The organism is Lysobacter arenosi (assembly GCF_016613475.2).
Taxonomy (GTDB): domain Bacteria; phylum Pseudomonadota; class Gammaproteobacteria; order Xanthomonadales; family Xanthomonadaceae; genus Lysobacter_J; species Lysobacter_J arenosi.
The window spans coordinates 19,761-44,243 of the sequence record NZ_CP071517.1 but is presented as its reverse complement, the minus strand read 5'-3'; the positions used below and the strand labels follow the sequence as shown (position 1 = coordinate 44,243).

Annotated in this window: 27 protein-coding genes and 1 pseudogene; 20 read left to right on the top strand and 8 right to left on the bottom strand. The window is 67.7% G+C overall.

From position 1 onward, the window contains the following. Window positions 1-30 precede the first annotated feature (30 nt). The 3 genes from HIV01_RS00245 to HIV01_RS00235 form a co-directional block, all read right to left on the bottom strand. Window positions 31-345: an EF-hand domain-containing protein gene (locus HIV01_RS00245; RefSeq protein WP_245156872.1), complete on the bottom strand. Its 315-nt coding sequence runs from the start codon at window positions 343-345 to the stop codon at window positions 31-33. 7 nt (window positions 346-352) lie between these two features. Then, window positions 353-1,648 carry a UDP-N-acetylglucosamine 1-carboxyvinyltransferase gene (murA, locus tag HIV01_RS00240; protein WP_200604294.1) on the bottom strand — a complete coding sequence of 432 codons (1,296 nt, stop codon included), beginning with the start codon at window positions 1,646-1,648 and terminating at the stop codon, window positions 353-355. 73 nt (window positions 1,649-1,721) lie between these two features. Beyond that, window positions 1,722-1,952 (bottom strand): BolA family protein, encoded by a 231-nt coding sequence (locus tag HIV01_RS00235; protein ID WP_158734206.1) that lies wholly within the window; start codon window positions 1,950-1,952, stop codon window positions 1,722-1,724. Window positions 1,953-2,098: 146 nt separating this feature from the next. On the opposite strand from HIV01_RS00235, the gene HIV01_RS00230 reads away from it, so the two are divergent. The 16 genes from HIV01_RS00230 to HIV01_RS00155 all read left to right on the top strand — a co-directional run bounded on the left by HIV01_RS00230 (window position 2,099) and on the right by HIV01_RS00155 (window position 15,398). Beyond that, a complete protein-coding gene (locus HIV01_RS00230; RefSeq protein WP_200604293.1) occupies window positions 2,099-3,121 on the top strand; it encodes a KpsF/GutQ family sugar-phosphate isomerase in 1,023 nt (340 codons plus the stop codon). Between the two features lie 36 nt (window positions 3,122-3,157). Then, window positions 3,158-3,739, top strand: coding sequence for a KdsC family phosphatase (locus HIV01_RS00225; RefSeq protein ID WP_200604292.1), 582 nt, complete (start codon window positions 3,158-3,160; stop codon window positions 3,737-3,739). Then, entirely contained in the window at window positions 3,736-4,308 is a 573-nt protein-coding gene (gene lptC, locus HIV01_RS00220; protein WP_200604291.1) for an LPS export ABC transporter periplasmic protein LptC, read from the top strand. Before HIV01_RS00225 ends, lptC begins: the two co-directional genes overlap by 4 nt. After that, window positions 4,289-4,804, top strand: a complete 516-nt coding sequence (gene lptA, locus HIV01_RS00215) for a lipopolysaccharide transport periplasmic protein LptA (protein ID WP_245156871.1) — start codon at window positions 4,289-4,291, stop codon at window positions 4,802-4,804. Before lptC ends, lptA begins: the two co-directional genes overlap by 20 nt. Further along, the gene (lptB, locus tag HIV01_RS00210) at window positions 4,804-5,523 is read left to right on the top strand and encodes an LPS export ABC transporter ATP-binding protein (protein WP_200604290.1); all 720 of its coding nucleotides are present in this window, start codon (window positions 4,804-4,806) and stop codon (window positions 5,521-5,523) included. The genes lptA and lptB overlap by 1 nt, the downstream gene beginning before the upstream one ends. A 93-nt stretch (window positions 5,524-5,616) precedes the next feature. Continuing rightward, on the top strand, window positions 5,617-7,035 hold the full coding sequence (locus HIV01_RS00205; RefSeq protein ID WP_200604289.1) for an RNA polymerase factor sigma-54: 1,419 nt from the start codon (window positions 5,617-5,619) through the stop codon (window positions 7,033-7,035). A gap of 160 nt (window positions 7,036-7,195) precedes the next feature. Further along, complete coding sequence (gene hpf, locus HIV01_RS00200) at window positions 7,196-7,522, top strand: ribosome hibernation-promoting factor, HPF/YfiA family (RefSeq protein ID WP_158734200.1); 327 nt, start codon at window positions 7,196-7,198, stop codon at window positions 7,520-7,522. A 122-nt stretch (window positions 7,523-7,644) separates the two neighbouring features. Beyond that, window positions 7,645-8,595, top strand: a complete 951-nt coding sequence (hprK, locus tag HIV01_RS00195) for an HPr(Ser) kinase/phosphatase (protein WP_200604288.1) — start codon at window positions 7,645-7,647, stop codon at window positions 8,593-8,595. Window positions 8,596-8,627: 32 nt separating this feature from the next. After that, window positions 8,628-9,509 (top strand): RNase adapter RapZ, encoded by an 882-nt coding sequence (rapZ, locus tag HIV01_RS00190; protein ID WP_200604287.1) that lies wholly within the window; start codon window positions 8,628-8,630, stop codon window positions 9,507-9,509. Between the two features lie 229 nt (window positions 9,510-9,738). Then, window positions 9,739-10,023 carry an EF-hand domain-containing protein gene (locus HIV01_RS00185; protein ID WP_200604286.1) on the top strand — a complete coding sequence of 95 codons (285 nt, stop codon included), beginning with the start codon at window positions 9,739-9,741 and terminating at the stop codon, window positions 10,021-10,023. Between the two features lie 14 nt (window positions 10,024-10,037). Further along, window positions 10,038-10,316, top strand: a complete 279-nt coding sequence (locus tag HIV01_RS00180; RefSeq protein ID WP_200604285.1) for a hypothetical protein — start codon at window positions 10,038-10,040, stop codon at window positions 10,314-10,316. Window positions 10,317-10,526: 210 nt separating this feature from the next. Beyond that, window positions 10,527-10,919 (top strand): PTS sugar transporter subunit IIA, encoded by a 393-nt coding sequence (locus tag HIV01_RS00175; RefSeq protein ID WP_200604284.1) that lies wholly within the window; start codon window positions 10,527-10,529, stop codon window positions 10,917-10,919. 115 nt (window positions 10,920-11,034) lie between these two features. Beyond that, the gene (locus HIV01_RS00170) at window positions 11,035-11,304 is read left to right on the top strand and encodes an HPr family phosphocarrier protein (protein WP_200604283.1); all 270 of its coding nucleotides are present in this window, start codon (window positions 11,035-11,037) and stop codon (window positions 11,302-11,304) included. Window positions 11,305-11,331: 27 nt separating this feature from the next. After that, on the top strand, window positions 11,332-13,062 hold the full coding sequence (ptsP, locus tag HIV01_RS00165; RefSeq protein ID WP_200604282.1) for a phosphoenolpyruvate--protein phosphotransferase: 1,731 nt from the start codon (window positions 11,332-11,334) through the stop codon (window positions 13,060-13,062). Window positions 13,063-13,191: 129 nt separating this feature from the next. Continuing rightward, the gene (gene mgtE / locus HIV01_RS00160) at window positions 13,192-14,553 is read left to right on the top strand and encodes a magnesium transporter (RefSeq protein WP_200604281.1); all 1,362 of its coding nucleotides are present in this window, start codon (window positions 13,192-13,194) and stop codon (window positions 14,551-14,553) included. Window positions 14,554-14,606: 53 nt separating this feature from the next. Further along, complete coding sequence (locus HIV01_RS00155) at window positions 14,607-15,398, top strand: carboxylesterase family protein (RefSeq protein WP_200604280.1); 792 nt, start codon at window positions 14,607-14,609, stop codon at window positions 15,396-15,398. A gap of 30 nt (window positions 15,399-15,428) precedes the next feature. Here the strand turns inward: HIV01_RS00155 and HIV01_RS00150 are convergent. The 3 genes and pseudogenes from HIV01_RS00150 to HIV01_RS00140 form a co-directional block, all read right to left on the bottom strand. Next, window positions 15,429-16,357, bottom strand: a pseudogene (locus HIV01_RS00150) (aspartate carbamoyltransferase catalytic subunit). A 43-nt stretch (window positions 16,358-16,400) separates the two neighbouring features. Continuing rightward, complete coding sequence (ruvX, locus tag HIV01_RS00145; protein WP_200604278.1) at window positions 16,401-16,898, bottom strand: Holliday junction resolvase RuvX; 498 nt, start codon at window positions 16,896-16,898, stop codon at window positions 16,401-16,403. Continuing rightward, window positions 16,898-17,464 (bottom strand): YqgE/AlgH family protein, encoded by a 567-nt coding sequence (locus HIV01_RS00140; protein ID WP_200604277.1) that lies wholly within the window; start codon window positions 17,462-17,464, stop codon window positions 16,898-16,900. The genes ruvX and HIV01_RS00140 overlap by 1 nt, the downstream gene beginning before the upstream one ends. Before the next feature lie 90 nt (window positions 17,465-17,554). Between HIV01_RS00140 and HIV01_RS00135 the strand changes: the two genes are divergently transcribed. Beyond that, window positions 17,555-19,282: a dipeptidyl-peptidase 3 family protein gene (locus HIV01_RS00135; RefSeq protein ID WP_200604276.1), complete on the top strand. Its 1,728-nt coding sequence runs from the start codon at window positions 17,555-17,557 to the stop codon at window positions 19,280-19,282. Between the two features lie 3 nt (window positions 19,283-19,285). After that, window positions 19,286-19,852, top strand: a complete 567-nt coding sequence (locus HIV01_RS00130; RefSeq protein WP_200604275.1) for a DNA-3-methyladenine glycosylase I — start codon at window positions 19,286-19,288, stop codon at window positions 19,850-19,852. Between the two features lie 564 nt (window positions 19,853-20,416). Here the strand turns inward: HIV01_RS00130 and HIV01_RS00125 are convergent. Both HIV01_RS00125 and HIV01_RS00120 read right to left on the bottom strand, forming a co-directional pair. Further along, window positions 20,417-21,562 (bottom strand): PilT/PilU family type 4a pilus ATPase, encoded by a 1,146-nt coding sequence (locus HIV01_RS00125; RefSeq protein ID WP_158734026.1) that lies wholly within the window; start codon window positions 21,560-21,562, stop codon window positions 20,417-20,419. A 100-nt stretch (window positions 21,563-21,662) separates the two neighbouring features. Beyond that, complete coding sequence (locus tag HIV01_RS00120; RefSeq protein ID WP_200604274.1) at window positions 21,663-22,700, bottom strand: type IV pilus twitching motility protein PilT; 1,038 nt, start codon at window positions 22,698-22,700, stop codon at window positions 21,663-21,665. Between the two features lie 183 nt (window positions 22,701-22,883). Between HIV01_RS00120 and HIV01_RS00115 the strand changes: the two genes are divergently transcribed. Together HIV01_RS00115 and proC are read left to right on the top strand one after the other, a co-directional pair. Next, window positions 22,884-23,540 carry a YggS family pyridoxal phosphate-dependent enzyme gene (locus HIV01_RS00115; RefSeq protein ID WP_200606245.1) on the top strand — a complete coding sequence of 219 codons (657 nt, stop codon included), beginning with the start codon at window positions 22,884-22,886 and terminating at the stop codon, window positions 23,538-23,540. A gap of 55 nt (window positions 23,541-23,595) precedes the next feature. Next, window positions 23,596-24,441 (top strand): pyrroline-5-carboxylate reductase, encoded by an 846-nt coding sequence (gene proC / locus HIV01_RS00110; RefSeq protein WP_200604273.1) that lies wholly within the window; start codon window positions 23,596-23,598, stop codon window positions 24,439-24,441. Window positions 24,442-24,483: the final 42 nt, after the last annotated feature.

The following is a 24,483-nucleotide window of genomic DNA, read 5'->3' as shown; positions in this document are numbered from 1 at the left end:
CCATGGCGCCCGCCGCGCGGGCGCCTCGCGTCAGGGCTTCGGCGCCGCCGGCTGCATCGTCGTGCGGCAGTCCACGCGCAGGGTTTCCGTCGAACCGCGCCACGAGTAGGCACGGCACTCGCGCGCGCCTTCGTGGGTGATCTCCACCTTCACCGCATAGAGCGACTGCAGCATTTCGCTCATGGTGACCTGGCCGTTGTTGTCCCAGTCCATCTGCTTGCGCTCGAGCCCGCGCGTGGCCGCCGCGCCGGTGAAGTGCAACCAGGCCACGACAGCCAGCAGCACCAGCACCAGGCCCAGCAGGGCCTTGCGACGGGTCGTGAACTTGCCGCGCGCGAGGATCACGGCACCCTCAACCGGCGATGCGGCGCACGCTCGCGCCCAGGCCGGAGAACTTCTCTTCGAGGTTCTCGTAGCCGCGGTCGAGGTGGTAGATGCGGTCGATCGTGGTGGCGCCCTCGGCAACCAGGCCGGCCAGCACCAGCGACGCCGATGCGCGCAGGTCGGTGGCCATCACCGGCGCCGCAGTGAGGCGCTCGACGCCGCGGATGATCGCGGTGTGGCCTTCGACGCGGATGTCGGCGCCCAGGCGCTGCAGCTCCGAGACGTGCATGAAGCGGTTCTCGAAGATCGTCTCGTTGATCACGCCGACGCCATCGGCGATGCAGTTCATCGCCATGAACTGCGCCTGCATGTCGGTCGGGAACGCCGGGTGCGGAGCGGTGGTCAGGTCGACCGCGCGCGGACGCTTGCCCTGCATGTCCAGGGTGATGCGGTCGCCATCGATCTCGATCTTCGCGCCGGCCTGCTTGAGCTTGTCGATGACGGCATCGAGCGTGTCCGGACGGGCGCGGCGCACGGTCACGCGGCCGCCCGTCATCGCCGCGGCAACCAGGAACGTGCCGGTCTCGATGCGGTCGGGCAGCACGTCGTGGCTGCCGCCGTGCAGGCGCTCGACGCCGTGGACGACGATGCGACCGCTGCCGGCATGCTCGATGTTCGCGCCCAGGGCATTGAGGCAGTCGGCCAGGTCGACGATCTCCGGTTCCATCGCCGCGTTCTCGAGCACGCTGGTGCCTTCGGCTAGCACGGCCGCCATCAGCACGTTCTCGGTGCCGGTGACGGTGACCACGTCGAAGACGAAACGCGCGCCCTTCAGGCGGCCGTTGCGGTGCGCCTTGATGTAGCCGTTCTCGACCGTGATCTCGGCACCCAGCGCCTGCAGGCCCTTGATGTGCTGGTCGACCGGACGCGAGCCGATCGCGCAGCCACCGGGCAGCGAGACTTCAGCGGCGCCGAACTTGGCCAGCAGCGGGCCGAGCACCAGCACCGAAGCGCGCATGGTCTTGACCAGCTCGTAGGGGGCGACGTGGCTGTGCACCGTGGTCGGGTCGACGACGATGCCGCGGCCGCGGCCGGGCTTGCCGTTGACGCTGATCGTGCCTTCGTCGACGGTGATGCCGGCGCCGAGTTCAGCCAGCAGCTTGGCCGTGGTGACCACATCGTGCAGGTGCGGCACGTTGCTGATCGAGACCGGGCCGTCGGCCAGCAGCGTCGCGCACAGGATCGGCAGCACTGCGTTCTTGGCACCGGAGATCTGCACCTCGCCGTTCAGCGCGGCGCCGCCTTCTACTACGATCTTCTGCATGGGTCTGGATTCTGGATTCGAAAGGTTCGGGATTGCGGCAGGGAGCGCGGGCGGTGAAGCCGCCGGCGCGGTATCAGCCGGCTTCTTCAGGCGTGATCGTCTTCAGCGCCAGGGCGTGGATCTCGCCGCCCATGCGCTCGCCCAGGGTCGCGTAGACGAGGCGATGACGGGCCAGCGGCAGCTTGCCCCGGAATGCCTCGGCCACCACGGTGGCCTCGAAATGGACGCCGTCGTCGCCGCGCACGTCGGCGCGCGAGCCGGGCAGGCCCTGTTCGATCAGCTGGCGAATGGTTTCGGGATTCACTGGGCGGGGCCTCGGAGTGCATGCGGCCTGCGGCAGCGGGCTGCGCGCGGTCTCGCGGTGGGCGGGAGCCCGGGCTTGACGGGCTTTTGGCGGATGAACCGCATAGAATTGATGGATTAGCCTAGCGGAAAGGCCCCCGGTCCGAAATGGCAAGCGTCCCAACAGCCCAGTCCCACCCTGTCCAGCCCTACGCCGACGACCCGGCGCAGCTCGCCGCCAGCGGCCGCCGCGTGTTCGAGATCGAGGCGCAGGCGCTGGCCGCCGTGGCCGAGCGCATCGACGGCGATTTCAGCGCCGCCTGCAAGCTGATCCTGGCCTCCAGCGGTCGCGTGGTCTGCACCGGCATGGGCAAGTCCGGCCATATCGCCCGCAAGATCGCCGCGACCCTGGCCTCGACCGGCACCCCGGCGTTCTACGTCCACCCCGGCGAAGCCGGCCACGGCGACTTGGGGATGATCACCGACGTCGACGTGGTGCTGGCGTTGTCCTACTCGGGAGAGAGCGACGAAGTGCTGATGCTGCTGCCGGTGCTCAAGCGCCAGGGCAACAAGCTGATCAGCATGACCGGCCGCCCGAACTCGTCGCTGGCACGCGAGGCCGACGTGCACCTGGACGTCAGCGTCCCGGCCGAAGCCTGCCCGCTGGCGCTGGCGCCGACCTCCAGCACCACCGCCTCGCTGGCGCTGGGCGATGCGCTTGCCGTGGCCCTGCTGGACGCGCGCGGCTTCACCGCCGATGACTTCGCCCGCTCGCACCCCGCCGGCGCGCTTGGCCGCCGCCTGTTGCTGCACATCTCCGACATCATGCATGCCGGCGACGACGTGCCGCGGATCAGTGCCGATGCCAGCATCAGCGAGGCGCTGATCGAGATGAGCCGCAAGCGCCTGGGCATGACCGCCGTGGTCGATGACGATGGCCGCCTGCTCGGCCTCTACACCGACGGCGACCTGCGCCGCACCCTCGACGATGCCGGCGTCGACCTGCGCCATACCCGCATCGCCGAAGTGATGACGCGCTCGCCCAAGACGATCGGTTCCGACTCGCTCGCGGTCGAGGCCGCGCAGTTGATGGAGGCGCACAAGATCAGCGGCCTGCTGGTGGTCGACGAAGGCCGCCGCGTGGTCGGTGCGCTCAATATTCATGACCTGTTGCGCGCACGGGTGGTCTAAGGACCCATGCTCCCCAGCCCCACGAACGGCCGCCACATGACCTACAGCCACCTCAACGACTATCCGGCCGACATCCGCGAACGCGCGGCGCGCATCCGCCTGGCCTGCTTCGATGTCGACGGCACGCTGACCGATGGTCGCCTGTTCTTCGACAGCGAGGGTCGCGAGCTCAAGGCCTTCCACGTCCACGACGGCCAGGGCCTGGTGCTGCTGCGCAAGTCCGGGATCACGGTCGCCTTCGTCACTGCCCGTGCCAGCGAGGTTGCGCTGCGTCGTGCCGCCGACCTGGGCATCACCGAGGCGCACACGGCGGTGGCCGACAAACTCGCCTGCGTGCGCGACATCGCCTCGCGCCTGGGCATCGCCATGGACCAGGTCTCGTTCATGGGCGACGACCTGCCCGACCTCCGGGTGATGCTGCAGACAGGTCTCGCCGTCGCCCCGGCCAATGCCCATCCCTGGGTCGCCGGCCGTGTCCACTGGCGCACCAGCCTGCGTGCCGGCCATGGCGCGGCGCGCGAACTGTGCGACCTGCTGCTGGCCGCGCAGGGCCACGCCGAGACGCTGCTGGCCCAGGTCAGCCAGGTCGAAGGCACCCGCATCGAGGGCAACGCATGACCCGACGCGGCGTCGTGATCTTCCTGTTGCTGCTCGTCGGCGCAGTGCTCAGCACCTGGGCCCTGTGGTCCCAGCGCGACCGCGACTCGCTCGCTGGCGGCGACGCCAATCGACCTGACTACACCCTGCACGACTTCGAGCTGACCGTGCTCGACGAGCAGGGCGCGGAAGCGTTTACCCTGATCGCGCCGAAGATGGAGCGCGATCCGAAGGTGAAGACGCTCGACATCGCCACCCCGCTGTTCGTGATTCCGCCCAAGGCCGGCAGCAAGGCGACCCCGTGGGAAGTGCGCTCGAAGACCGGCTGGGTCAGTGAAAAGGGCGAGGAAGTGCGCCTGCGCGGCGGCGTCGACGCGCACAGCACCAACGCCGATGGCAAACCGGTCAAGATCACGACCGACCACCTGAACGTTTTCCCGGACGACAAGCGCGCCACTTCGACCGCGAAGGTAACGGTCACCCAGCCGGGCTTTATACTGAACGGCCAAGGGCTGGAAGCCGACCTGGATGCCAAGCGCATCATCCTCAACTCCGACGTCAAGGCCCGCTATGACCGATCTGTTCGCTAGCCTGTCGACGCTCTGCCTGGCGACAGTGATGGCGCTGGCCCCGGCCGCCGCGCTGGCCCGCACCAGCGACCGCAGCAAGCCGATGGACATCGACGCTGGCAGCAGCGACTACTCGATGGACGACAGCCGCCCGACCACGCTCAGTGGCGGCGTCATCATCACCCAGGGCACGCTCGACATCCGCTCCAACCAGGCCGTCATCCACTCCAGTGGCGGCGACCCCGTGCGCGCGGTGCTGACCGGCTCGCCGGTCAAGCTCAAGCAGGAGCTCGACGACGGCAAGGCCATGGATGCGGTCGCCAGCAAGGTCGATTACGACCTGAAGTCCGAAATCGTGGTCTTCACCGGCGGCGTCAACATCCGCCAGCCCAGCGGCTCGATCGCCGGGGAACGGGTCATCTACAACATGAAGACCGGCCAGGTGCAGGGCGGCGGCGAGGACGCCGGACGGGTCAAGATCCGGATCCTGCCCAAGAACTCGCAGGGAGGCGGCTGATGCTGGTCGCCCAGGGGTTGCGCAAGGCCTACCGCTCCCGTGAAGTCGTCAAGGATTTCGCCCTGACCCTGGATGCCGGTGAGGTCGTCGGACTGCTCGGGCCCAACGGTGCCGGCAAGACCACCTGCTTCTACATGATCGTCGGCCTGGTCCCGGCCGATGCCGGCCAGATCGTCCTCGACGGCAAGGACATCACCTCCGAGCCCATGTACGCCCGCGCCAAGTACGGCGTCGGCTACCTGCCGCAGGAGCCGTCGGTGTTCCGCAAGCTCAGCGTGGCCGACAACATCCGCCTGGTGCTGGAGCTGCGCGAGGACCTCGACAAGGCCGGGCGCGAGCGCGAGCTGGGCAGCCTGATGGACGAGCTCCAGGTCACCCACGTCTCCGACCAGATCGGCGCCAGCCTCTCCGGCGGCGAGCGCCGCCGCGTCGAGATCGCCCGCGCGCTCGCGGCCAAGCCCAGGCTGATGCTGCTCGACGAGCCCTTCGCCGGTGTCGACCCGATCTCGGTCGGCGAGATCCAGAGAATCGTGCGCCACCTCAAGAATCGAGGCATCGGCGTGCTGATCACCGATCACAACGTGCGCGAAACCTTGGGTATTTGCGATCGGGCGTATATTCTCAACGAAGGTGGCGTGCTCGCGCAGGGAGCACCCGATGCGCTGCTTGCAAATCCCGACGTCCGACGCGTTTATCTGGGTGAAACCTTCCGACTGTAATTTGCAGTCAACGAAGGATGCGGTGCGCGGAGTGCGCATCGCGACGAACGCGGCACGGCCGTCGACCTCCCCCGGTCGCGTTAGTCTCAGACAATGAAGCCCCGCCTCCAAGCCGCACTAGGACAACAGCTGGTGATGACACCGCAGCTGCGTCAGGCGATCCGCCTGCTGCAGTTGTCGGCGGTCGAGCTTGAAGCTGAACTGGCGGCCGCAGTGGAAAGCAATCCGCTGCTGGACTGGACCGAAGTCGCGATCAGCGTCACCAATGGCAACGGCGCAAGCGATTCGTCGTCGCATGAAGACACCAGCGAGCACCTGCCGCCCGAGGCCGAATGGGGCAGCAACGACGGCGAGCCGTGGTACGAGCGCATCGGCCCGGCCGACAACGACGACGATTCGCCGGTCGCCGAGCAGGTCGCCGAATCGGACACGCTACACGACCACCTGCTCTGGCAGCTGCACCTGAGCCCGCTGTCGCCGCGCGACCGCCTGATCGGCGTCGCCCTGATCGAAGCCATCGACGACGACGGCTACCTGCGCGAGCCGCTGGAGTCGATCGCCGCCTCGCTGGCGCCGGCGGTTGAGGCCGGCGAGGAAGAGATCACCACCGTGCTGCACCAGGTGCAGCAGTTCGATCCGGTCGGCGTCGGCGCGCGCAACCTGGGCGAATGCCTGAGGCTGCAGCTGGCGCAGTTCGCCAACGAGACTCCTGGCAAGGCATTGGCCCATCAGCTGGCCAATGGTCCGCTCGAGCGCCTTCCCAAGATCGGCGTGGCAGGTCTTGCCAGCGAGATGCGGCTCGACCTGGGCGAAGTGGAGACCGCGGTCCACCTGCTGCGCTCGCTCGACCCGCGACCCGGTGCGCAGATCGGCGCGATCGCAAGCGACACCTACATCGCCCCCGACCTGGTCATCTGGCGCCAGCATGGGCTGTGGCGCGTGGCCCTCGCCGACGGCATGCGCCCGCGCATCGCGATCCATCGCGGCTACGAGAGCATGGTGCGCCACGCCAGCGGCACCGACGCCAGTTACCTGCGCGGCCACCTGCAGGAAGCGCGCTGGCTGCTCAAGAGCCTGGAGGCCCGCGGCGAGACCCTGATCAAGGTCGCCCGTTGCCTGCTCAAGCAACAGGCGGCCTTCCTCGAGTTCGGCGACAGCGCGCTGCGGCCGCTGACGCTGCGCGAGGTCGCGGCCGAGGTCGGCCTGCACGAATCCACCGTGTCGCGCGCGATCGCGCGCAAGTACGCGCGCACGCCGCGCGGCACCATACCGCTGCGCGCGTTCTTCGCCTCTGGCATCGACACCGGCGCCGGCGGCGAAGCCTCCAGCACCGCGATCCAGTCGATGATCCGCCGCCTGATCGAGGCCGAGAACCCGCGCAAGCCGCTGTCCGACGCGCGCCTGGCCGAGACGCTCAAGGCAACAGGCGTGCCAGTGGCGCGGCGCACCGTGGCCAAGTACCGCGAGGCCATGAGCATCCCCTCTTCGCAGGATCGCGTCCGCATCAGCTGAACTTGTCAGGTCCGCGTTAAGGAGTTGATGAAACTTGCCAAAATCATCTACGGATCAAGGCTTTCCGGGCCACATTGGCCAAACTGCGAACGGTGGCCACTTGCACATCGCACCGGTCGTGCCATCCTGTCTTCCCGTTGCGACGTAAAGGAGGTCTCCGATGCGTATCGAAACCTACGGCCAGCAAATCGAAGTCACACCGGCACTGCGTGACTACGTCGAAAGCAAGCTGGCCCGACTGGAACGGCATTGCGAACAGGCTTTCGACGTCCGCACACAGCTCAGCCTCGACAAGCCCAACCACCGCGCCAAGGCCACCGTCAACATCGCCGGCCGCACGCTCCACGCCGACGCCGCTGCAATCGACATGTACGCCGCGATCGACCTGCTCTCCGACAAGCTCGACCGACTGCTCAAGGAACACCGCAGCAAGGTCGTCGACCACCACCGCGGCGAAAGCGCCGCACGCAGCGACAGCTTCGGCTGACCCCCTCCGAACTCCATGCCCCTGGATGAATCGTTGAGCGCGGCCGCGGTCGCGCAACTTGTCCAGTACACCTGTCCGCGCGGGCGTCCGTCGCCCGCCGGGCAATCGCGCCTGAGGCCCGAATGAGCACGAGCATCAGTGCGGGGGAACTGTTCGAACAACAACGCGATCGCCTCAGCCTGCGCTGGCTTGCCGGCGAACAGGGCGGCCGGCGCGTGCTCGAAGCGGTCAACACTGTGGCGCGGCGGCCATCGCTGGCCGGCTACCTCAACGCCATCTATCCCAACAAGGTGCAGATCCTCGGCACCGAGGAACTGGCCTGGCTCGACGCGCTCGACTCGCGGCTGCGCTGGGAGACGATCGAGAAGATCATCCAGTTCCGACCACTGGCGCTGGTGATCAGCAAGGACCAGCCCTGCCCCGAAGACCTGCGCATCGCCGCGCAGGAAAGCCAGACGCCTCTGTGGATCTCGCCGCGGCGCGGGCATGAACTGCTCAACCACCTGCAGTACCACCTTGCGCGCACGCTGGCGCCGCGGGTAACGCTGCACGGTGTGTTCATGGAGATCTATTCCATCGGCGTGCTGATCACCGGCGAGTCGGGCTCGGGCAAGAGCGAGCTGGCGCTGGAACTGGTCACGCGCGGCCATCGCCTGGTTGCCGACGACGCACCGGAATTTACCCAGATCGCACCCGACGTGCTCGACGGCACCTGCCCTGAAATGCTGCAGGACCTGCTTGAGGTGCGCGGCCTGGGCGTTCTCAACATCCGCCAGATGTTCGGCGACACCGCGGTCAAGAACAACAAGTACCTGCGCCTGATCGTGCACCTGGCGAAGCCGATGACCGAGCCCAAGCCGATGGGAATGGAGCGCCTCACCGGCGACAGTGGCGTGCGCCGCGTGCTCGACCTCGACGTTCCGATGATCACCCTGCCCGTCATGCCCGGCCGCAACCTGGCCGTGCTCACCGAGGCGGCGACGCGGCTGCACAGCCTGCGCATGAAGGGGCTCGACCCGGCGGCGGCGTTCATCGCCCGCCACAGCAATTTCCTTGAACGCGGCGATTCCTGACGCCGCTCCACGCCAGCGCAAAGACCCCGTCCATGAGCGAAACCCCGACTTCCTCCCTCGTGATCGTCAGCGGCATGTCCGGTTCGGGCAAGTCGGTGGCGCTGAAGACGTTCGAGGACCTGGGCTACTTCTGCGTCGACAACCTGCCGGCCGATCTGCTGCCGCAGTTCGTCGCCAGCGTGCAGCGCGCCGATGACGGCGCACCGGCGAAGCTCGCCGTCAGCATCGACGTGCGCAACCGCCACAGCGACCTGAGCAACATCCCCGACTGGTTGTCGGCGGTGGGCGCACTGGGGCTGGATCCGAAGCTGGTGTTCTTCGATGCCAGCGACGCCACCGTCCTCAAGCGCTATGCCGATACCCGCCGTCGCCACCCGCTGAGCCATCTTGGCCTGTCGCTGGCCGATGCGATCTCGCTGGAACGCCAGGTGCTCAAGCCCCTGCGCACGATCGCCGATGCGGTCGTCGACACCAGCGACCTCAACGTCCACCAGCTGCGACGCCAGGTCATCACCGAGTTCGGCATCGGCGGCGACACTGGCATGTCGCTGCTGTTCGAGTCCTTCGCTTATCGACGCGGCGTGCCGGCCGATGCCGACTTCGTGTTCGATGCGCGCGCCTTGCCCAACCCGCACTGGGATCCGGTGCTGCGCCCGCTGTCGGGTCGCGATGCCGCGATCCGCCAATACCTGGAAGCGCAGCCGGACGTGAACCTGTTCGCCGACCAGATCAGCCAGTTCCTCGACACCTGGTTGCCGCGCCTGCACGTCGACAGCACCCGCAGCTACGCCACGATTGCATTCGGCTGCACCGGTGGCCGCCATCGCTCGGTCTACCTCGCCGAACGTCTGGCCGCGCACGCGCGCGAGAAGGGTTGGGAAGAAGTCGCGGTGCATCACCGCGAGCTGGACTGACGCACAACTCGCGCGTGTTCGCGAGCCCATCCTCGCGGCATCGCGACCGAATGCAGTGAATCCTTCCTGACTTCGCGGCGCCGCATTCGGCGATATCACGAAATTTTTGCGGCTTGCTTGCATCTGCCTTTCGTGGATGCGGATAGGGTCGGGTCGCGTTGCAAAGCAGCGCGACTCCACCACGGAGATGCCCATGCGAATCCGCACGCTTCCATCAAAGTTTCCATCGATGACGTCGCTCGTATTGTTCGCCGCGCTTGCCGCACCGCCGGCATTGGCCCAGCGCACCGAACCACCGACGACGCCCCCGCCGCCTGACAAGACCATGGACTCGACGCCGAAGATGATGAGCTTCCGCGACATGGACGTGAACGCCGACGGCAAGGTCAGCAAGGACGAAGCAGCCGTCGACGCCAGGCTGACCAGTCAGTTCGCCAAGGCCGACCGCGACGGCGACGGCCAGCTTTCCGAAACCGAATACGCCGCCAGCCAGGGTGGCGCGAGCCAGTACTAGTGAGGAGGCAATCCATGAGAGCAACCCAGTCCCATCCGATACTCGGTGCCCTCGTCCTGGTGCTTACCTCGGCGGCGCTGGCCCTGGGCGGCTGCCAGAAGACCGAGACCACGACGCCTGTCCCTGTGGAGACGCCACCGCCGGTCGAGGCGCCACCACCTGACACGACCACACCGCCGGCCGACACCACCACGCCACCGGCGACGACTCCGGAATCGGGCGCGCCGACACCGCCGCCGGTCGAAGGCGATCAGACGCCACCGAAGGACGACACCACCCCGCCGTCGAAATGATGCCCCTGTCATCGGCGGCGACCACGCGGTCGCTCCGGCGATCGCCAACCGCGGCCCGCAGCGATGCGGGCCGCTTCTTTGTGCACGGGCCCCGCAGACAGGGTCGAAACCTGCCGAAGTCGTCCGCCGGCCCCGGGATTGCCACCCTCCATCGCGCGATCGACGTCACGGCGCTTCCGGCTCGTCACCCGGCTCTGCTAATTTGGCGGCATGGCCGTCGGCATCCTCCTGATCACCCATGAAGGCATTGGCAACGCGTTGATCGCGGTGGCCGGGCGCCTGATGCGTCCGCTGCCGCTGCGCACCGAAGCACTGGAGGTGCCGTTCGACGGCGACCCCGATGCCCTGCTGCCGCTGGCGAGCGCCGCACTGCGCCGGGTCGACGGCGGCGAAGGCGTGCTGGTGCTGACCGATCTGTATGGCGCCACGCCGAGCAACCTCGCGGCCAAGGTCGCCCGCCTGGGCACGCCGGTACGGCGCGTGTCGGCGCTGAGCCTGCCGATGCTGTTGCGGGTAATGAATTACGCCGACCTGACCCTGGACGAGCTGCCCGCCGTGGCCGCCGCCGGGGCGCGCAATGGCGTGATCGTGGATGAAGCGTGAGAACTTCCCCGGCACTACGAAATGGACAGGACGAAATGGAATGGCGTTGGCAATGCAAGCGTGACTTGGCCTGCCGGTGCGGCAACGGGCGCGTAGCGGGAGCGAGGAATCGGCGATGATCGAACACGAATTGACCGTCACCAATCGCCTCGGCCTGCACGCGCGCGCGACTGCCAAGCTGGTGCAGGCGCTGTCGGGTTTCCGCAGCAGCGCCACGCTTACCGCCAAGGGCCGCGAGGTCAATGCCAAGAGCATCATGGGCGTGATGTTGCTGGCCGCCGGACAGGGCACGCAGGTCAAGCTGCGGGTCGAGGGCGAAGACGAGGCCAATGCCGCGCAGGCGGTGATATCGCTGTTCGAGCGCCGCTTCGACGAAGATAGCTGACGCACCACCACACCAGCGGGGAAAGGGATGAGGCAGGAGTTCAATGGACACGGTGCATCGCGCGGAAGCGCCCTTGGCCGCGCCCGTGTCCGCCTGCCGCACGTGCTCGAGGTGCTGGAGGAGCATATCCCGGCCAAGGCGGTCGAAGCCGAAGTCGCGCGCCTGCACGCCGCCATCGCCACCGTCCGCAACGAGATGTTCGCGCTGCGCGAGCGACTGCATGGCGCCCTGGTGCATGAAGTCGGCGAATTCCTCGACCTGCACAGCCTGCTGCTCGACGACCCGGAGCTGCTCAGCGGCCTGGACGAACTGATCCGCACCGGCCGCTACTCCGCCGATTACGCATTGCGCCTGCAGCGCGACCGCATCGCCTCGGTCTTCCAGGCCATGGACGATGCCTACTTCCGCAGCCGCGTCGACGACATCGACCAGGTCATCGGTCGCGTCCATGCCGCCCTGCACCGCCACGACAACGGCATCTCCGGCGTCGCCGGCGAGATCCTGGTCACCGACAACGTCGCCCCCGCCGAACTGGTGCAGTTGCAGGCCCAGGGGGTGATGGCGATCGTCACCACCAGCGGCAGCATCCTGTCGCACAGCGCGATCCTGGCGCGCAGCCTGCACCTGCCCTACGTCGTCGGCGCCGCGCAGGCGATGCAGAAGATCAACGATGGCGACGTGCTCGCCGTCGACGGCGCCACCGGCCGGGTGGTGCTGGAGCCTGACGCCAACGACCTGCGCGGGCATCGCGGCCGCGTGCGCGAACTGGCGCGCGAGCGCAAGCAACTGCACCGCCTGCGCCGCGAGCCGACCCGCACCATCGACGGCGTCGACGTCAAACTGTTCGCCAACGCCGAGTCGCGCGACGACGTCGCCGAGGCGCATGCGCTGGGCGCGGCCGGTGTCGGCCTGTATCGCACCGAGTTCCTGTTCCTGCAGCGCAACGAACTGCCCGACGAGGATGAGCAGTTCCGCGTCTACCGCGACGTCGTGCTCGGCATGACCGGCCGCACGGTCACCATCCGCACGCTCGACCTGGGCGCCGACAAGGCCGATCGCACCGGCCTGGCGCTGCGCGACGAACCCAATCCGGCGCTCGGACTGCGCGGCGTGCGCCTGTCGCTGGCGCGTTCCGGGCTGCTCGAGTCGCAGCTGCGCGCCCTGGTGCGCGCCTCCGGCTATGGGCCCCTGCGCATCCTGCTGCCGATGATCAGCAGCCGCGAGGAAGTGCGCGCAGTGCGCAGCATGCTCAAGCGCGTCACCGTGCAGCTGCGCGAGGAAGGCCACGAGGTGGCCGAGCAGGTGCCGCTGGGCGCAATGATCGAAGTGCCGGCCGCCGCCATCGCATTGCCGACCTTCATCGGCTCGGTCGACTTCCTGTCGATCGGCACCAACGACCTGGTCCAGTACCTGCTCGCCGCCGACCGCAACAACGAAGCGCTGACCAACCTCTACACACCGCTCCATCCGGCGGTGATCCGCCTGGTCCGCGACGTGATCCGCCTCGGCGAGAAGCGCGGCAAGCCGGTTGCGGTCTGCGGCGAGATGGCCGGTGATCCGCACTTCGCGCCGATGCTGCTGGCGCTGGGCCTGACGGAGTTCAGCCTGCACCCGGCGACGCTGCTGGAACTGCGCCGGACCATCCGCCATTGCAACCTGGCACAGTTGAAGGCCAGTGCACCGGCACTGCTGCGCGCGCGCGACCGCATGGCGATCGAAGAGTGGATCCACGGCAACGCGCCGGCGCATCGCAGCTGACCACAGGCGCACCATGGATCACGCAGCTTCTCCGGGCTGGGCTTTATCGGTCCCAGGGGCGATAATGCGCGCCATGAACACCTAGCCCTGTCGCGCCATCGTGGTGCGATGCGCCACCGGAAGCCCCGCATGGCCGAAGCCGTCCGCCACGACAAGACCGCACGACAGCTGCGCCTGCTTTCCGATGCGCTCGACAGTGGCCGTCTGGGTCCGGTGCGCCGGCTGGTCAACACGCTCTCCCCCGCCGAGATCGGCAACCTGCTCGAATCGCTGCCGCCGGCCAAGCGCACGATCGTGTGGGGCCTGGTCGATGCCGAGGACGACGGCGAGGTGCTGGTCCACGTCGGCGACGAAGTGCGCGAGAGCCTGCTGGCGGAGATGGACCCGGACGAGATCATCGCCGCGGCCTCCGAGCTGGAAATCGACGACCTTGCCGACCTGGTCGAGGACCTGCCCGACACGGTCATCGACGAAGTCCTCAAGTCGATGGACCGCGAGAACCGGGAACGGCTCGAGCAGGTGCTGTCGTACCCGGAGGACACCGCCGGCCGCCTGATGAACCCCGACGTGGTGACGGTGCGCACCGACACCACCGTCGACGTCGTGCTGCGCTACCTGCGCCTGCGCGGCGAACTGCCCGAGCACACCGACCACCTGTACGTGGTCAGCCGTCGCCACCAGTACCTGGGCCGGCTGGCGCTGGCCGCGCTGCTGACGCACGACCCGGGCACGCCGATCAACAAGCTGATCGACGACGAGCAGGCCGCCATCGACGTCGAGGAATCGGCGAACGAAGTCGCGCGCAAGTTCTCCGACCATGACTGGCTCAGCGCGCCGGTGGTCGACGAGAACAATATCCTGCTCGGCCGCATCACCATCGACGACGTCGTCGACATCATCCGCAACCAGGCCGAACACCAGGCCCTGAGCGCGGCCGGCCTGGACGAGGACGAAGACCTCTTCAGCCCGGTCTGGCGCGCGATGCGCCGGCGCCTGATCTGGCTGTCGATCAACCTGGGCACGGCGTTCCTGGCCGCCAGCGTGGTCGGCGAATTCGCCGACACCATCGACAAACTGGTGGCGCTGGCAGTGCTGATGCCGATCGTCGCCGGCATGGGCGGCAACGCCGGCACGCAGGTGCTGGCGCTGATGGTGCGCGGCCTGGCCCTGGGCCAGGTCGGCGCGGCCAACGTGCGCACGCTGCTGTGGAAGGAAGCACGCGTGGCGCTGCTCAACGGCCTGGTGCTGGGCACGCTGCTGGCGCTGATCGTGCTGCTGTGGTTCCACAGCGTCGGCCTTTCCATCGTGATCGGCATCGCCCTGACCCTCAACCTGCTGTTCGCGGCAGTGGCGGGCGTGCTGGTGCCAGTGACGTTGCGGCGCGCGGGTTTCGATCCGGCGTTGGCCAGCGGCATCTTCCTGACCACCGTCACCGACGTCATGGGTTTCTTCACCTTCCTCGGCCTGGCGACGCTGATTCTGTTGCGCTAGCGCTCCTGCGATAGCGTTCGCCCGTCCTTGCTCCGCATTCCGGAGGCCCGTCGATGTCGAACGTTTCCCGGCTGCTCGTCCTGTTGCTCGTCGCATTGACCACCGCCTGCGTGCATCGGCCGGCGCGTGAAGCCAGCGGCCGTTTCGTCGAGCGCGAGCTGCAGGTGGAAGGCACCACGTATCGCTACCAGGTGTTCGTGCCGTCGGCGCAGGCCGGCGGTCGCCATCCGCCGGTGATCCTGTTCCTGCACGGCTCCGGCGAGCGTGGCAGCGACAACCGCAAACAGACCGAGGTTGGCCTGGGTCCCCACCTGCGCCAGCACCTGGCCGACTTCCCGGCGATCGTGGTGATGCCGCAGTCGCCCGAAGGCCGGTCCTGGGACGGCGCCATTGCGCGCATGGCATTGGCCGCACTCGATGCGAGCGTGCGCGAGTTCGACGGCGACAAGCACCGCATCGTCCTGACCGGATTGTCACGTGGCGGCTACGGCGCGTACGAACTGGCGCTGATGGAGCCGCTGCGTTTCGCCGCGCTGGTGCCGGTCTGCGGCGGCATCACGCAGCCGCCCGGCGTGCCCGAGCGCCTGCAGGTCGAGGGCGTGGCGCAGGCACCGGACCCGTTCGCGGCCGCGGCGCAAAGGCTGCAGCACATTCCGATGTGGCTGTTCCATGGCGCCAAGGACGAGGCGGTCACGCCGGACCAGTCGCGGCACATGGACGAGGCCCTACGCCGCGTCGGCGCGGATGTGCGCTACAGCGAACTGCCTGGCGTGGGGCACGACGTGTGGGATCCGGCGTATGCGATGCCGGAGCTGTGGGAGTGGGTGTGGGCGCAGAGGCGCTGAGTCCTTCGACGCAGCGAAGTCGAAGGAGGCCTAGCCGCGCAACAGCGCTTCCAGCACCGCCATCCGCACCGCCACGCCATTGCTGACCCTGGCGCAGGATCAGCGACTGCGGGCCGTCGGCGACTTCGTCGGTGATCTCGACGCCGCGGTTGATCGGGCCCGGGTGCATCACCACGGCGTCGGCCGCGGCGCGCTTGACGCGCGTGCTGGTCAGGCCGAAATCGCGGTGGTAATCGTCGAGCGAGGCGATCAGGCCTTCTTCCATGCGCTCGCGCTGCAGGCGCAGCATCATCACCGCGTCGACACCTTCGAGCGCGGCATCCAGGTCGTGCGAAACGTTGCAGCCTTGCAGCGTGCCGTCGTCCGGCAGCAGCGAGGCCGGGCCGCAGACGCGGATGTCGCCGGTGCCGAGTGCGCAGCGCCTGCAGGTCCGAGCGTGCGACGCGCGAATGCTTGACGTCGCCAACGACCAGCACCTTCAGCTTCGAGAAGTCGGCGCCCTTGGCCTGGCGCAGGGTCAGCATGTCGAGCAGGCCCTGGGTCGGGTGCGCGCTGCGTCCGTCGCCGGCGTTGACCAGCACCGTACCGTCCTCGGCATGGCGTGACAGCGCCGCGACCGCACCGTCCTCATGGTGGCGCACGACGAAACCGCGCACGCCCATCGCCTCAAGGTTCTTCAGCGTGTCCAGCGCGGTCTCGCCCTTGCGCGTCGACGACGTCGAGGCGTCGAAGTTGATCACGTCCGCGCCCAGCCGCTGCGCCGCGAGGGTGAAGCTCATGCGCGTACGCGTGGACGGTTCGAAGAACAGCGTGCATACGGCGATGCCGTCGAGCGCGCGGCGGTCGTAGTGACCTTCGGCGAACGCCTGCGCACGCACCAGCAACGCATCGAGCGTGCCGCGTTCGAGGTCTTGCAGGGTCAGCAGGTGGCGCGGCAGGTGCGTATGCGGTGAGTTCATGGGTGCTTGTGCAGGCGGTCCGATCGGCGCGAGGCCCACCGGCTCAAGTGGGATGGGGAAGTTCGGAAAGGTCGAGGGCGTCGTCCGGCGCGGCCAGCCAGCGTTCGATGATCACCGCCGCCGCCACCGCATCCAGCGCCTCGGCGTCACGGCGGCGCTTGCGGCCCTCGGCGCGATCGGAGGCGAAGCGCTGCGCGGCCTCGATCGAACTCATGCGCTCGTCGACCAGCACCACCGGCAGCCCGTAACGCGTGTGCAGTTCGCGCGCGAATGCATGGGCGCGCACGCGGATCGGCTGGTCGCCACCGTCCAGGCTCATCGGGTCGCCGACGATCAGGCCGTCGGGGCGCCACTCGCTGCGCAGCCGGTCGATCGCGGCCCAGTCCGGGCCGTGGCCGTGGACGTCGATGACCGCCAGTGCGCGCGCGCCATGGCCGAAGGCGCTGGCGACCGCGACGCCTATCCGGCGTGCGCCGACGTCGAAGCCGAGCACGGTGCCGTCGCGCCGGATCGATGACGCCTTGTCCGCGGTGCCCGCCATCAGGCGTGCCCGGAGTAGTCGGCCAGGTACGCGAAATCGACGCCGATGCGTCCGGCGGCCGCCTGCCAGCGCGCGTCCAGCGGCAGTTCGAACAGCAGCTCGGCATCGGCGGGCGCGGTCAGCCAGTCGTTCTCGGTGAGTTCCTGCTCGAGCTGCCCGGAACCCCAGCCGGCGCACCCCAGCGCGACGATCGCGTTGTCGGGGCCATCGCCCCGCGCCATCGCTTCGAGGATGTCACGCGAGGTGGTCAGGAACAGCCGCTCGGTGATGGCCAGCGTCGAATCCCACTGCGAGCCGCCGTCGTGCAGGACGAAGCCGCGCTCGGGATGGACCGGGCCGCCGGCGAGGACGATCTGCGACCGCAGCGACGGGTCGCCGCCTTCCAGGCCCATCTGGCCGAAGACTTCGCCCAGCGTGTACTCGGACGGGCGATTGACGACCAGGCCCATCGCGCCATCGGCGTCGTGCTGGCAGATCAGGGCGACGCTGCGGGCGAAGTTGGAATCGGCCAGGGCCGGCAACGCGATCAGCAGCTGGTTGGCAAGTGGCGTGGGAGTCACTGACATGGCCAACATTCTAGCCCGCGTTTTGCGATGCGTGCCGCACCGGCGCGGGCGTAGGATGACGACTTTCCCTGTCCACGCCGTGCCGCCGCCATGACAGCTCCGATCCCCGCCGCCTCGCTCCTGCACTCTCGCCGTTTTCGCGCCCTCACCGTGGCCTGCCTGGCCGCCCTGGCCCTGAGCGCATGCAAGCCGCAAACCCCGCAGGAGCCGGCCAAGCCGGCGGCGCAGGCAACCACCGCCGCGGCCAGCTACGCCACCGCCCATGCCGGCGACTACGCCGTGGTGCCGCTCAAGGCCGACCTGTCGGGTTTCGACGATGCCGGCAAGCGCATGATCGCCAAGCTCGTTCAGGCCAGCGAGGTCATGAACGACATCTACTGGAAGCAGTCCTGGGACGGCGAGCGCGCCGCCCTGCTCGCGCGTGCGCCCGATGCGGCCACGCGTGAACTGGTCGAGGTCAACTTCGGCCCGTGGGACCGGCTCAACGAGGACACGCCGATCATCGACGGCGTCGGCGCCCGCCCGCCGGGCGGACCGTTCTATCCGGCCGACATGAGCAAGGCCGAATTCGAAGCGGCCGCACTGCCTGACAAGACCTCCAACTACACCCTGCTGCGCCGCGACGGCGGCAAGCTGGTCACCGTGCCCTACCACGAGGCCTACAAGCCCGACCTGGAACGTGCCGCCGCGCTGCTGCGCGAGGCCGCCGCGCTGAGCGCGGACAAGTCCTTCGCGAACTACCTGACCATGCGCGCCAAGGCGCTGCTCGACGACGACTTCAGGCGCAGCGACATGGCCTGGATGGACATGAAGACCAATCCGGTCGACATCGTGATCGGCCCGATCGAGACCTACGAGGACCAGCTGTTCGGTTACAAGGCCGCGTACGAAGGGCTGGTGCTGGTCAAGGACGTGGAGTGGAGCAAGAAGCTCGCCCGCTTCGCCAGCTTCCTGCCGGCGCTGCAGAAGGGCTTGCCGGTGGATGACAAGTACAAGGCCGAAGTGCCCGGCTCGGCGGCCGACCTCAACGCTTACCAGGTCGTCTACTACGGCGGCAACGCCAACGTCGGCGCCAAGACCATCGCCATCAACCTGCCCAACGACGAGGAAGTGCAGCTGGCCAAGGGCACCCGTCGTTTGCAGCTTGAGAACGTGATGAAGGCGAAGTTCGACGCCATCCTCACGCCGATCGCGAAGGAACTGATTGCGCCCGACCAGCTCAAGCACATCACCTTCGACGCGTTCTTCGAGGACGTGATGTTCCATGAGGTCGCGCACGGCCTGGGCATCAAGAAGACGCTCGACGGCAAGGGCACGGTCGACGAGGCGCTGAAGGAATACTCGTCCAGCTTCGAGGAAGGCAAGGCCGACATCCTCGGCCTGTACATGATCGATGCGCTCAGCCGCAAGGGCGAGCTGGAAGAGAGCAAGCTGATGGATGGCTACGTCACCTTCCTCGCCGGCATCCTGCGCTCGGTGCGCTTCGGCGCCAGCGATGCGCACGGCAAGGCCAACATGGTGCGCTTCAACTTCTTCGCCGAGCAGGGCGCTTTCAGCCGCGATCCGGACGGCCGTTATCGCGTCGACTTCGAGAAGATGCGCGCGGCGATGAACGCCCTCAGCGCCAAGCTGCTCAAGGTTCAGGGCGACGGCGACTATGCCGAGGCCAAGCGCATGACCGAGACGCTGGGCATGATCAAGCCGGAGCTCGCTGCCGATCTGGGACGATTGAAGGACGCGAAGATCCCGGTGGATATCCGCTTCGAGCAGGGTCTGGGCGTGCTGGGTCTGGAGCAGTACGCAGCGGGCAAGCCGTAAGCGATGTCCGGTTACTGCGACTACGCGCCCGGCCACCCGCTGCACGGCCCATACCACGACCGCGAGTACGGCTTCCCGCAACGCGACGACGCGGTGTTGTACGAGCGGCTGGTGCTGGAGATCAACCAGGCCGGGCTGAGCTGGGAGACGATGCTGCGCAAGCGCGAGGGCTTCCACAGCGCCTATGACGGCTTCGACATCGACAAGGTCGCCGCCTACGGCGAGGCCGATCGCGCGCGCCTGCTCGAGGACGCCGGGATCATCCGCAACCGCCTCAAGGTCGACGCGGCGATCCACAACGCCCAGGTCATCCACGGGCTGCGCGCGTCGCATGGCAGCTTCGCGCAGTGGCTCGACGCGAACATGCTGGTGGACGGCAAGCGTCGCGACAAGGCCGACTGGGTGAAGCTGTTCAAGAAGACATTCCGCTTCACCGGCGGCGAGATCACCGGCGAGTTCCTGATGAGCCTGGGCTATCTGCCGGGCGCGCACCGCGACAGTTGCCCGGTGCAGGCGCGGATCCTCAAGCTGAAGCCGCCGCTGGACCCGCCGTGGCGGCGCAAGCTCTGACTGCTCCACCTAGTGTGAGCCTTCCGAGGGGCGTCATCCGTCGGGCCGGGGATTGCTCCGCCCCTTAGTCAGACATCCTGTCTGATGCGGGGCGCGGGACATCCATGTCCCGCTGCTGCGCAATCCCCGACCCGACAGACGACGCTTCGGCATTTCATTGCCCGGTCTTCGGCTGCCCTCTCCCCAACCCCTCTCCCGAAATGGGAGAGGGGCTCAGCAGCGCGAGCGGGTTTGGAACGACCACTTCCTTTCGCGGGCGTCCGGGACCCAGATCACCGAGCAGACGTGCGAATGAGCGAGGGCACGGACACCGTCCAGGGCCGGCACAGCGCGAGTCCGACCGTCGCAGCTGCATCACGCGGGCACTGCGCTCTCGCCAACAGTTGAAGTCAATGAAACGACGGCTGCTTCCGGAAGGAGGGGGGTGGGGTGTATTTCGCGAACAGTAAACGGAGCGAAGCGGAGGTTCGCGGAATACACCCCACCTCCTCCACCCACCCACCCACCACACAAACAAAAAGCCGGGCAATGCCCGGCTCTTTCATGCAACACCGACAACCGAGCTCAGCGGATCTCCGCGACCTCGATGCCGTCCATGCCCGCCGCCAGCGTCTTGGCGTCGCCGCCCTGGGCCAGCTTGATGCGCAGGCGCACCTCGTTCTGCGAGTCGGCGTAACGTAGCGCGTCCTCGTAGCTGATCTCGCCGGCCTGGTACAGCTCGAACAGGCTCTGGTCGAAGGTCTTCATGCCCAGCTGCACGGACTCCTTCATCACTTCCTTGATCTTGTGGATCTCGCCATCGCGGATGTAGTCCTGCACCAGCGGCGTGCCGAGCAGGATTTCCATCGCCACGCGCCGGCCCTTGCCGTCCGGGGTCGGGATCAGCTGTTGCGCGACCACGCCCTTGAGGTTCAGCGAAAGGTCCATCAGCAGCTGCTGGCGGCGGTCTTCCGGGAAGAAGTTGATGATGCGGTCCATCGCCTGGTTGGCGTTGTTGGCGTGCAGCGTGCACAGCACCAGGTGGCCGGTTTCGGCGAAGGCGATCGCGTGGTCCATGCCCTCGCGGGTACGCACCTCGCCGATCATGATCACGTCCGGCGCCTGGCGCAGCGTGTTCTTCAGCGCCGCGTCCCAGCTGTCGGTATCGATGCCGACCTCGCGCTGCGTGATGATGCAGCCCTCGTGCTTGTGCACGAACTCGATCGGGTCCTCGATGGTGATGATGTGGCCGGTCGAGTTGAGGTTGCGGTAGCCGATCATGGCCGCCAGCGAGGTCGACTTACCGGTACCGGTCGCACCGACGAAGATGATGATGCCGCGCTTGGTCATCGCCAGCGTCTTGATCACCGGCGGCAGGTTGAGTTCTTCGACCGTCGGGATCTTGGTCTCGATCCGGCGCAGCACCATGCCGACCTGGTTGCGCTGGTAGAAGCAGCTGACGCGGAATCGACCGACGCCGGCCACGCCGATGGCGAAGTTGCACTCGTGGGTCTTTTCGAACTCCTCGCGCTGCTGCGGCGTCATCACGTTGAGGACGAGGTCGCGGCTCTGCTGGGGCGTCAGCGGGTTCTGGGTGATCGGCGAGATCTTGCCGTGGACCTTCATCGACGGCGGCATGCCGGCGGTGATGAACAGGTCCGACGCCTTCTGGTGCGCCATCAGCTTGAGGAACGAGGTGAAATCGATGCTGCCGCCGGTAGTGCTGCTCATGCGTTACTCCAGTGCCGCCAGGCTCCCCAGCCGGTGCGGCGTGTGACTGACGAAACTGCTTTCACCGCCTCTCCCGCTGCCGGGAGAGGCCGGTGTCGGATCATTCGAAAAGACGCTTGTCCTTGGCGTACTCGCGCGCCTGCGGACGCAGGATCAGGCCGCGCTTGACCAGGTCCTGGAGGTGCTGGTCGAGCGTCATCATTCCGTACTGCTGGCCGGTCTGGATCGACGAGTACATCTGCGCGACCTTGTCCTCGCGGATCAGGTTACGGATCGCCGGGATGCCGACCATGATTTCCCAGGCCGCGGTACGACCGCCGCCGACCTTCTTCAGCAGCGCCTGCGAGATCACCGCGCGCAGCGACTCCGACAGCATCGAGCGCACCATCGGCTTTTCGCCGGCGGGGAACACGTCGATGATTCGGTCGACGGTCTTGGCCGCCGAGGAGGTGTGCAAGGTGCCGAACACGAGGTGGCCGGTTTCCGCGGCGGTCAGCGCCAGGCGGATGGTTTCCAGGTCGCGCAACTCGCCGACCAGGATGTAGTCGGGGTCTTCACGAAGGGCCGAGCGCAGCGCCTCGTTGAAGCCGTGCGTGTCGCGGTGCACCTCGCGCTGGTTGATCAGGCACTTCTGCGAGGTGTGGACGAATTCGATCGGGTCCTCGACGGAGAGGATGTGGCCGTATTCGTTCTTGTTGATGTGGTCGATCATCGCCGCCAGCGTGGTCGACTTGCCCGAACCGGTCGGGCCGGTCACCAGGATCAGGCCCTGCGGCTGGTCGATGAGCTCGCGGAAGATCGGTGGGCAACCCAGGTCGTCCAGGCTCAGCACTTCCGAGGGAATGGTACGGAACACCGCACCGGCGCCGCGGTTCTGGTTGAAGGCGTTGACGCGGAAACGCGCCAGGCCGGGAATCTCGAAGGAGAAGTCGACCTCGAGGAACTCTTCGAAGTCGCGACGCTGCTTGTCCGACATGATGTCGTAGACGAGCGCGTGCACCTGCTTGTGGTCCAGGGCCGGGATGTTGATGCGGCGGACGTCGCCGTCGACCCGGATCATCGGAGGCAAGCCCGCAGACAGGTGCAGGTCGGATGCTTTGTTCTTTACCGAAAACGCCAGAAGTTCGGCGATATCCATGCGTGCTCCCCTGCACTGCCACTGGAAAAACAGACTTGAAGATCAGTACTTTGAACACGAGGCCTTGAAGTGCCCCGAAGTGGATCCAAACTACCCCTGCGCCGCAGTATAGCCCCCTAACCTCGCCATCTTTCCAGCACTTTAGACAGGAATTGAGACGTGCGCGCCAGCGCCCTGCAGGACATGCAACTCAAGCTTGAGAACGCGGCGGCGGCGGCTGGACGGCCAGTGCCGCGGCTGCTTGCCGTCAGCAAGACCCAGGATGCGACGGCCGTCGCGGAATTGGCGGCCGCCGGCCAGCGCGCCTTCGGCGAGAACTACGTGCAGGAGACCGCGGCCAAGCAGCCCGCTCTGGCCGGCCTGGGCCTGGAATGGCACTTGATTGGCCATTTGCAGTCCAACAAGGCCAGGGAGGCGGCCACCCTGTTCGACTGGGTGCAGACCGTGGACCGGATCAAGCTGGTGACCGCCCTGGCCCAGCACCGGGCAGCCGACCGGCCGCCGTTGAACGTGCTGATTCAGGTCAACATCGACGACGAAGCCAGCAAGCATGGGTGCGAGCCGGGCGACGTCCCCGCCCTGGCCGACGCCATCGCCGCCCAGCCGCGCCTGCGCCTGCGCGGGTTGATGGTGATCCCCACGCCCCATCCCGACCCCGAGCAGCGGCGCGGCGCGTTCCGGCGCACCCGCGAGTTGTTCGACGCCCTGCGCGCGACCCATCCGCAGGTGGACACGCTGTCGATGGGCATGAGCGACGACCATGCCATCGCCATTGCCGAAGGGGCGACGATGGTGCGCATCGGCACCGCGCTGTTCGGCGCGCGGCCGAGGCCAGCCTGAGGCCTTGCTATCCTCGATGACCGGCCCTGCCCGTCAGTCGATCCCTTCTCTATACATGTCCCAGACCCCATCCCCCTCGTCCCCCACCGGCGCCATTGCCTTCATTGGCGGCGGCAACATGGCGCGCAGCCTGATCGGCGGCCTGATCTCGCGAGGCCAGTCGGCCGACGGCGTGCACGTGGCCGAACCGGCCCAGGCCCTGCGCGATGCCCTGGAGCGCGACTTCCACGTCCGCGGTTTCGACAACGCGACCGCGGCCGCGACGGGAGCGGACGTGTGGGTGCTGGCGGTCAAGCCGCAGGTGATGGCCAGCGTCTGCGCCGAACTTGCCGGAATCGCACAGGCACAGCGGCCACTGGTGATCTCGATCGCCGCCGGTATCACCGCCGACCAGCTCGATGGCTGGCTCGGTGGCGGCCTGGCAGTGGTCCGGGCCATGCCCAACACCCCCGCCCTGCTCGGCGTCGGCATCACCGGCCTGTTCGCCAACGACAGCACCGATGGCCACCAGCGCGACCACGCCGCCGGCCTGCTCGACGCGGTCGGGCCGACGGTCTGGATCGACGATGAAAGCCGCATGGACGCGGTCACTGCCGTGTCCGGCAGCGGCCCGGCCTATGTGTTCCTGCTCGCCGAAGCGATGCAGGCCGCCGGCGTTGCCCAGGGGCTGGCGCCGGAGGCAGCGCGGGCTTTGGTCCAGCAGACACTGTTGGGCGCGGCGACGATGCTGACGCGGCTCGACGAGCCGGCCGATGTGTTGCGCGCCCGGGTGACATCGCCCGGTGGCACCACCCAGGCCGCGATCGAAACCTTCGAAGCCGGTGGCTTCCGCGAACTGGTCGCACGCGCCATTGCCGCCGCCACCGAGCGCGGCCGGCAGTTGTCGGCAGCCAACCACTAGCAACCAACCCTGGCTTTCATCCGGATACTTGCCGAGGAGACC

Bases quoted from the DNA above. Each gene is read 5' to 3' on its own strand.
- HIV01_RS00185 (WP_200604286.1), top strand. From the start codon at position 9,739: ATGACGTCGCTCGTATTGTTCGCCGCGCTTGCCGCACCGCCGGCATTG.
- HIV01_RS00140 (WP_200604277.1), bottom strand. From the start codon at position 17,464: ATGTCAGTGACTCCCACGCCACTTGCCAACCAGCTGCTGATCGCGTTG.
- HIV01_RS00115 (WP_200606245.1), top strand. From the start codon at position 22,884: ATGCAACTCAAGCTTGAGAACGCGGCGGCGGCGGCTGGACGGCCAGTG.
- HIV01_RS00155 (WP_200604280.1), top strand. From the start codon at position 14,607: ATGTCGAACGTTTCCCGGCTGCTCGTCCTGTTGCTCGTCGCATTGACC.
- HIV01_RS00135 (WP_200604276.1), top strand. From the start codon at position 17,555: ATGACAGCTCCGATCCCCGCCGCCTCGCTCCTGCACTCTCGCCGTTTT.
- ruvX (WP_200604278.1), bottom strand. From the start codon at position 16,898: ATGGCGGGCACCGCGGACAAGGCGTCATCGATCCGGCGCGACGGCACC.
- HIV01_RS00170 (WP_200604283.1), top strand. From the start codon at position 11,035: ATGATCGAACACGAATTGACCGTCACCAATCGCCTCGGCCTGCACGCG.
- ptsP (WP_200604282.1), top strand. From the start codon at position 11,332: ATGAGGCAGGAGTTCAATGGACACGGTGCATCGCGCGGAAGCGCCCTT.
- proC (WP_200604273.1), top strand. From the start codon at position 23,596: ATGTCCCAGACCCCATCCCCCTCGTCCCCCACCGGCGCCATTGCCTTC.
- HIV01_RS00230 (WP_200604293.1), top strand. From the start codon at position 2,099: ATGGCAAGCGTCCCAACAGCCCAGTCCCACCCTGTCCAGCCCTACGCC.
- HIV01_RS00130 (WP_200604275.1), top strand. From the start codon at position 19,286: ATGTCCGGTTACTGCGACTACGCGCCCGGCCACCCGCTGCACGGCCCA.
- HIV01_RS00125 (WP_158734026.1), bottom strand. From the start codon at position 21,562: ATGAGCAGCACTACCGGCGGCAGCATCGATTTCACCTCGTTCCTCAAG.
- lptA (WP_245156871.1), top strand. From the start codon at position 4,289: ATGACCGATCTGTTCGCTAGCCTGTCGACGCTCTGCCTGGCGACAGTG.
- lptB (WP_200604290.1), top strand. From the start codon at position 4,804: ATGCTGGTCGCCCAGGGGTTGCGCAAGGCCTACCGCTCCCGTGAAGTC.
- HIV01_RS00120 (WP_200604274.1), bottom strand. From the start codon at position 22,700: ATGGATATCGCCGAACTTCTGGCGTTTTCGGTAAAGAACAAAGCATCC.
- hprK (WP_200604288.1), top strand. From the start codon at position 7,645: ATGAGCACGAGCATCAGTGCGGGGGAACTGTTCGAACAACAACGCGAT.
- HIV01_RS00205 (WP_200604289.1), top strand. From the start codon at position 5,617: ATGAAGCCCCGCCTCCAAGCCGCACTAGGACAACAGCTGGTGATGACA.
- HIV01_RS00175 (WP_200604284.1), top strand. From the start codon at position 10,527: ATGGCCGTCGGCATCCTCCTGATCACCCATGAAGGCATTGGCAACGCG.
- HIV01_RS00180 (WP_200604285.1), top strand. From the start codon at position 10,038: ATGAGAGCAACCCAGTCCCATCCGATACTCGGTGCCCTCGTCCTGGTG.
- murA (WP_200604294.1), bottom strand. From the start codon at position 1,648: ATGCAGAAGATCGTAGTAGAAGGCGGCGCCGCGCTGAACGGCGAGGTG.
- rapZ (WP_200604287.1), top strand. From the start codon at position 8,628: ATGAGCGAAACCCCGACTTCCTCCCTCGTGATCGTCAGCGGCATGTCC.
- mgtE (WP_200604281.1), top strand. From the start codon at position 13,192: ATGGCCGAAGCCGTCCGCCACGACAAGACCGCACGACAGCTGCGCCTG.
- hpf (WP_158734200.1), top strand. From the start codon at position 7,196: ATGCGTATCGAAACCTACGGCCAGCAAATCGAAGTCACACCGGCACTG.
- HIV01_RS00225 (WP_200604292.1), top strand. From the start codon at position 3,158: ATGACCTACAGCCACCTCAACGACTATCCGGCCGACATCCGCGAACGC.
- lptC (WP_200604291.1), top strand. From the start codon at position 3,736: ATGACCCGACGCGGCGTCGTGATCTTCCTGTTGCTGCTCGTCGGCGCA.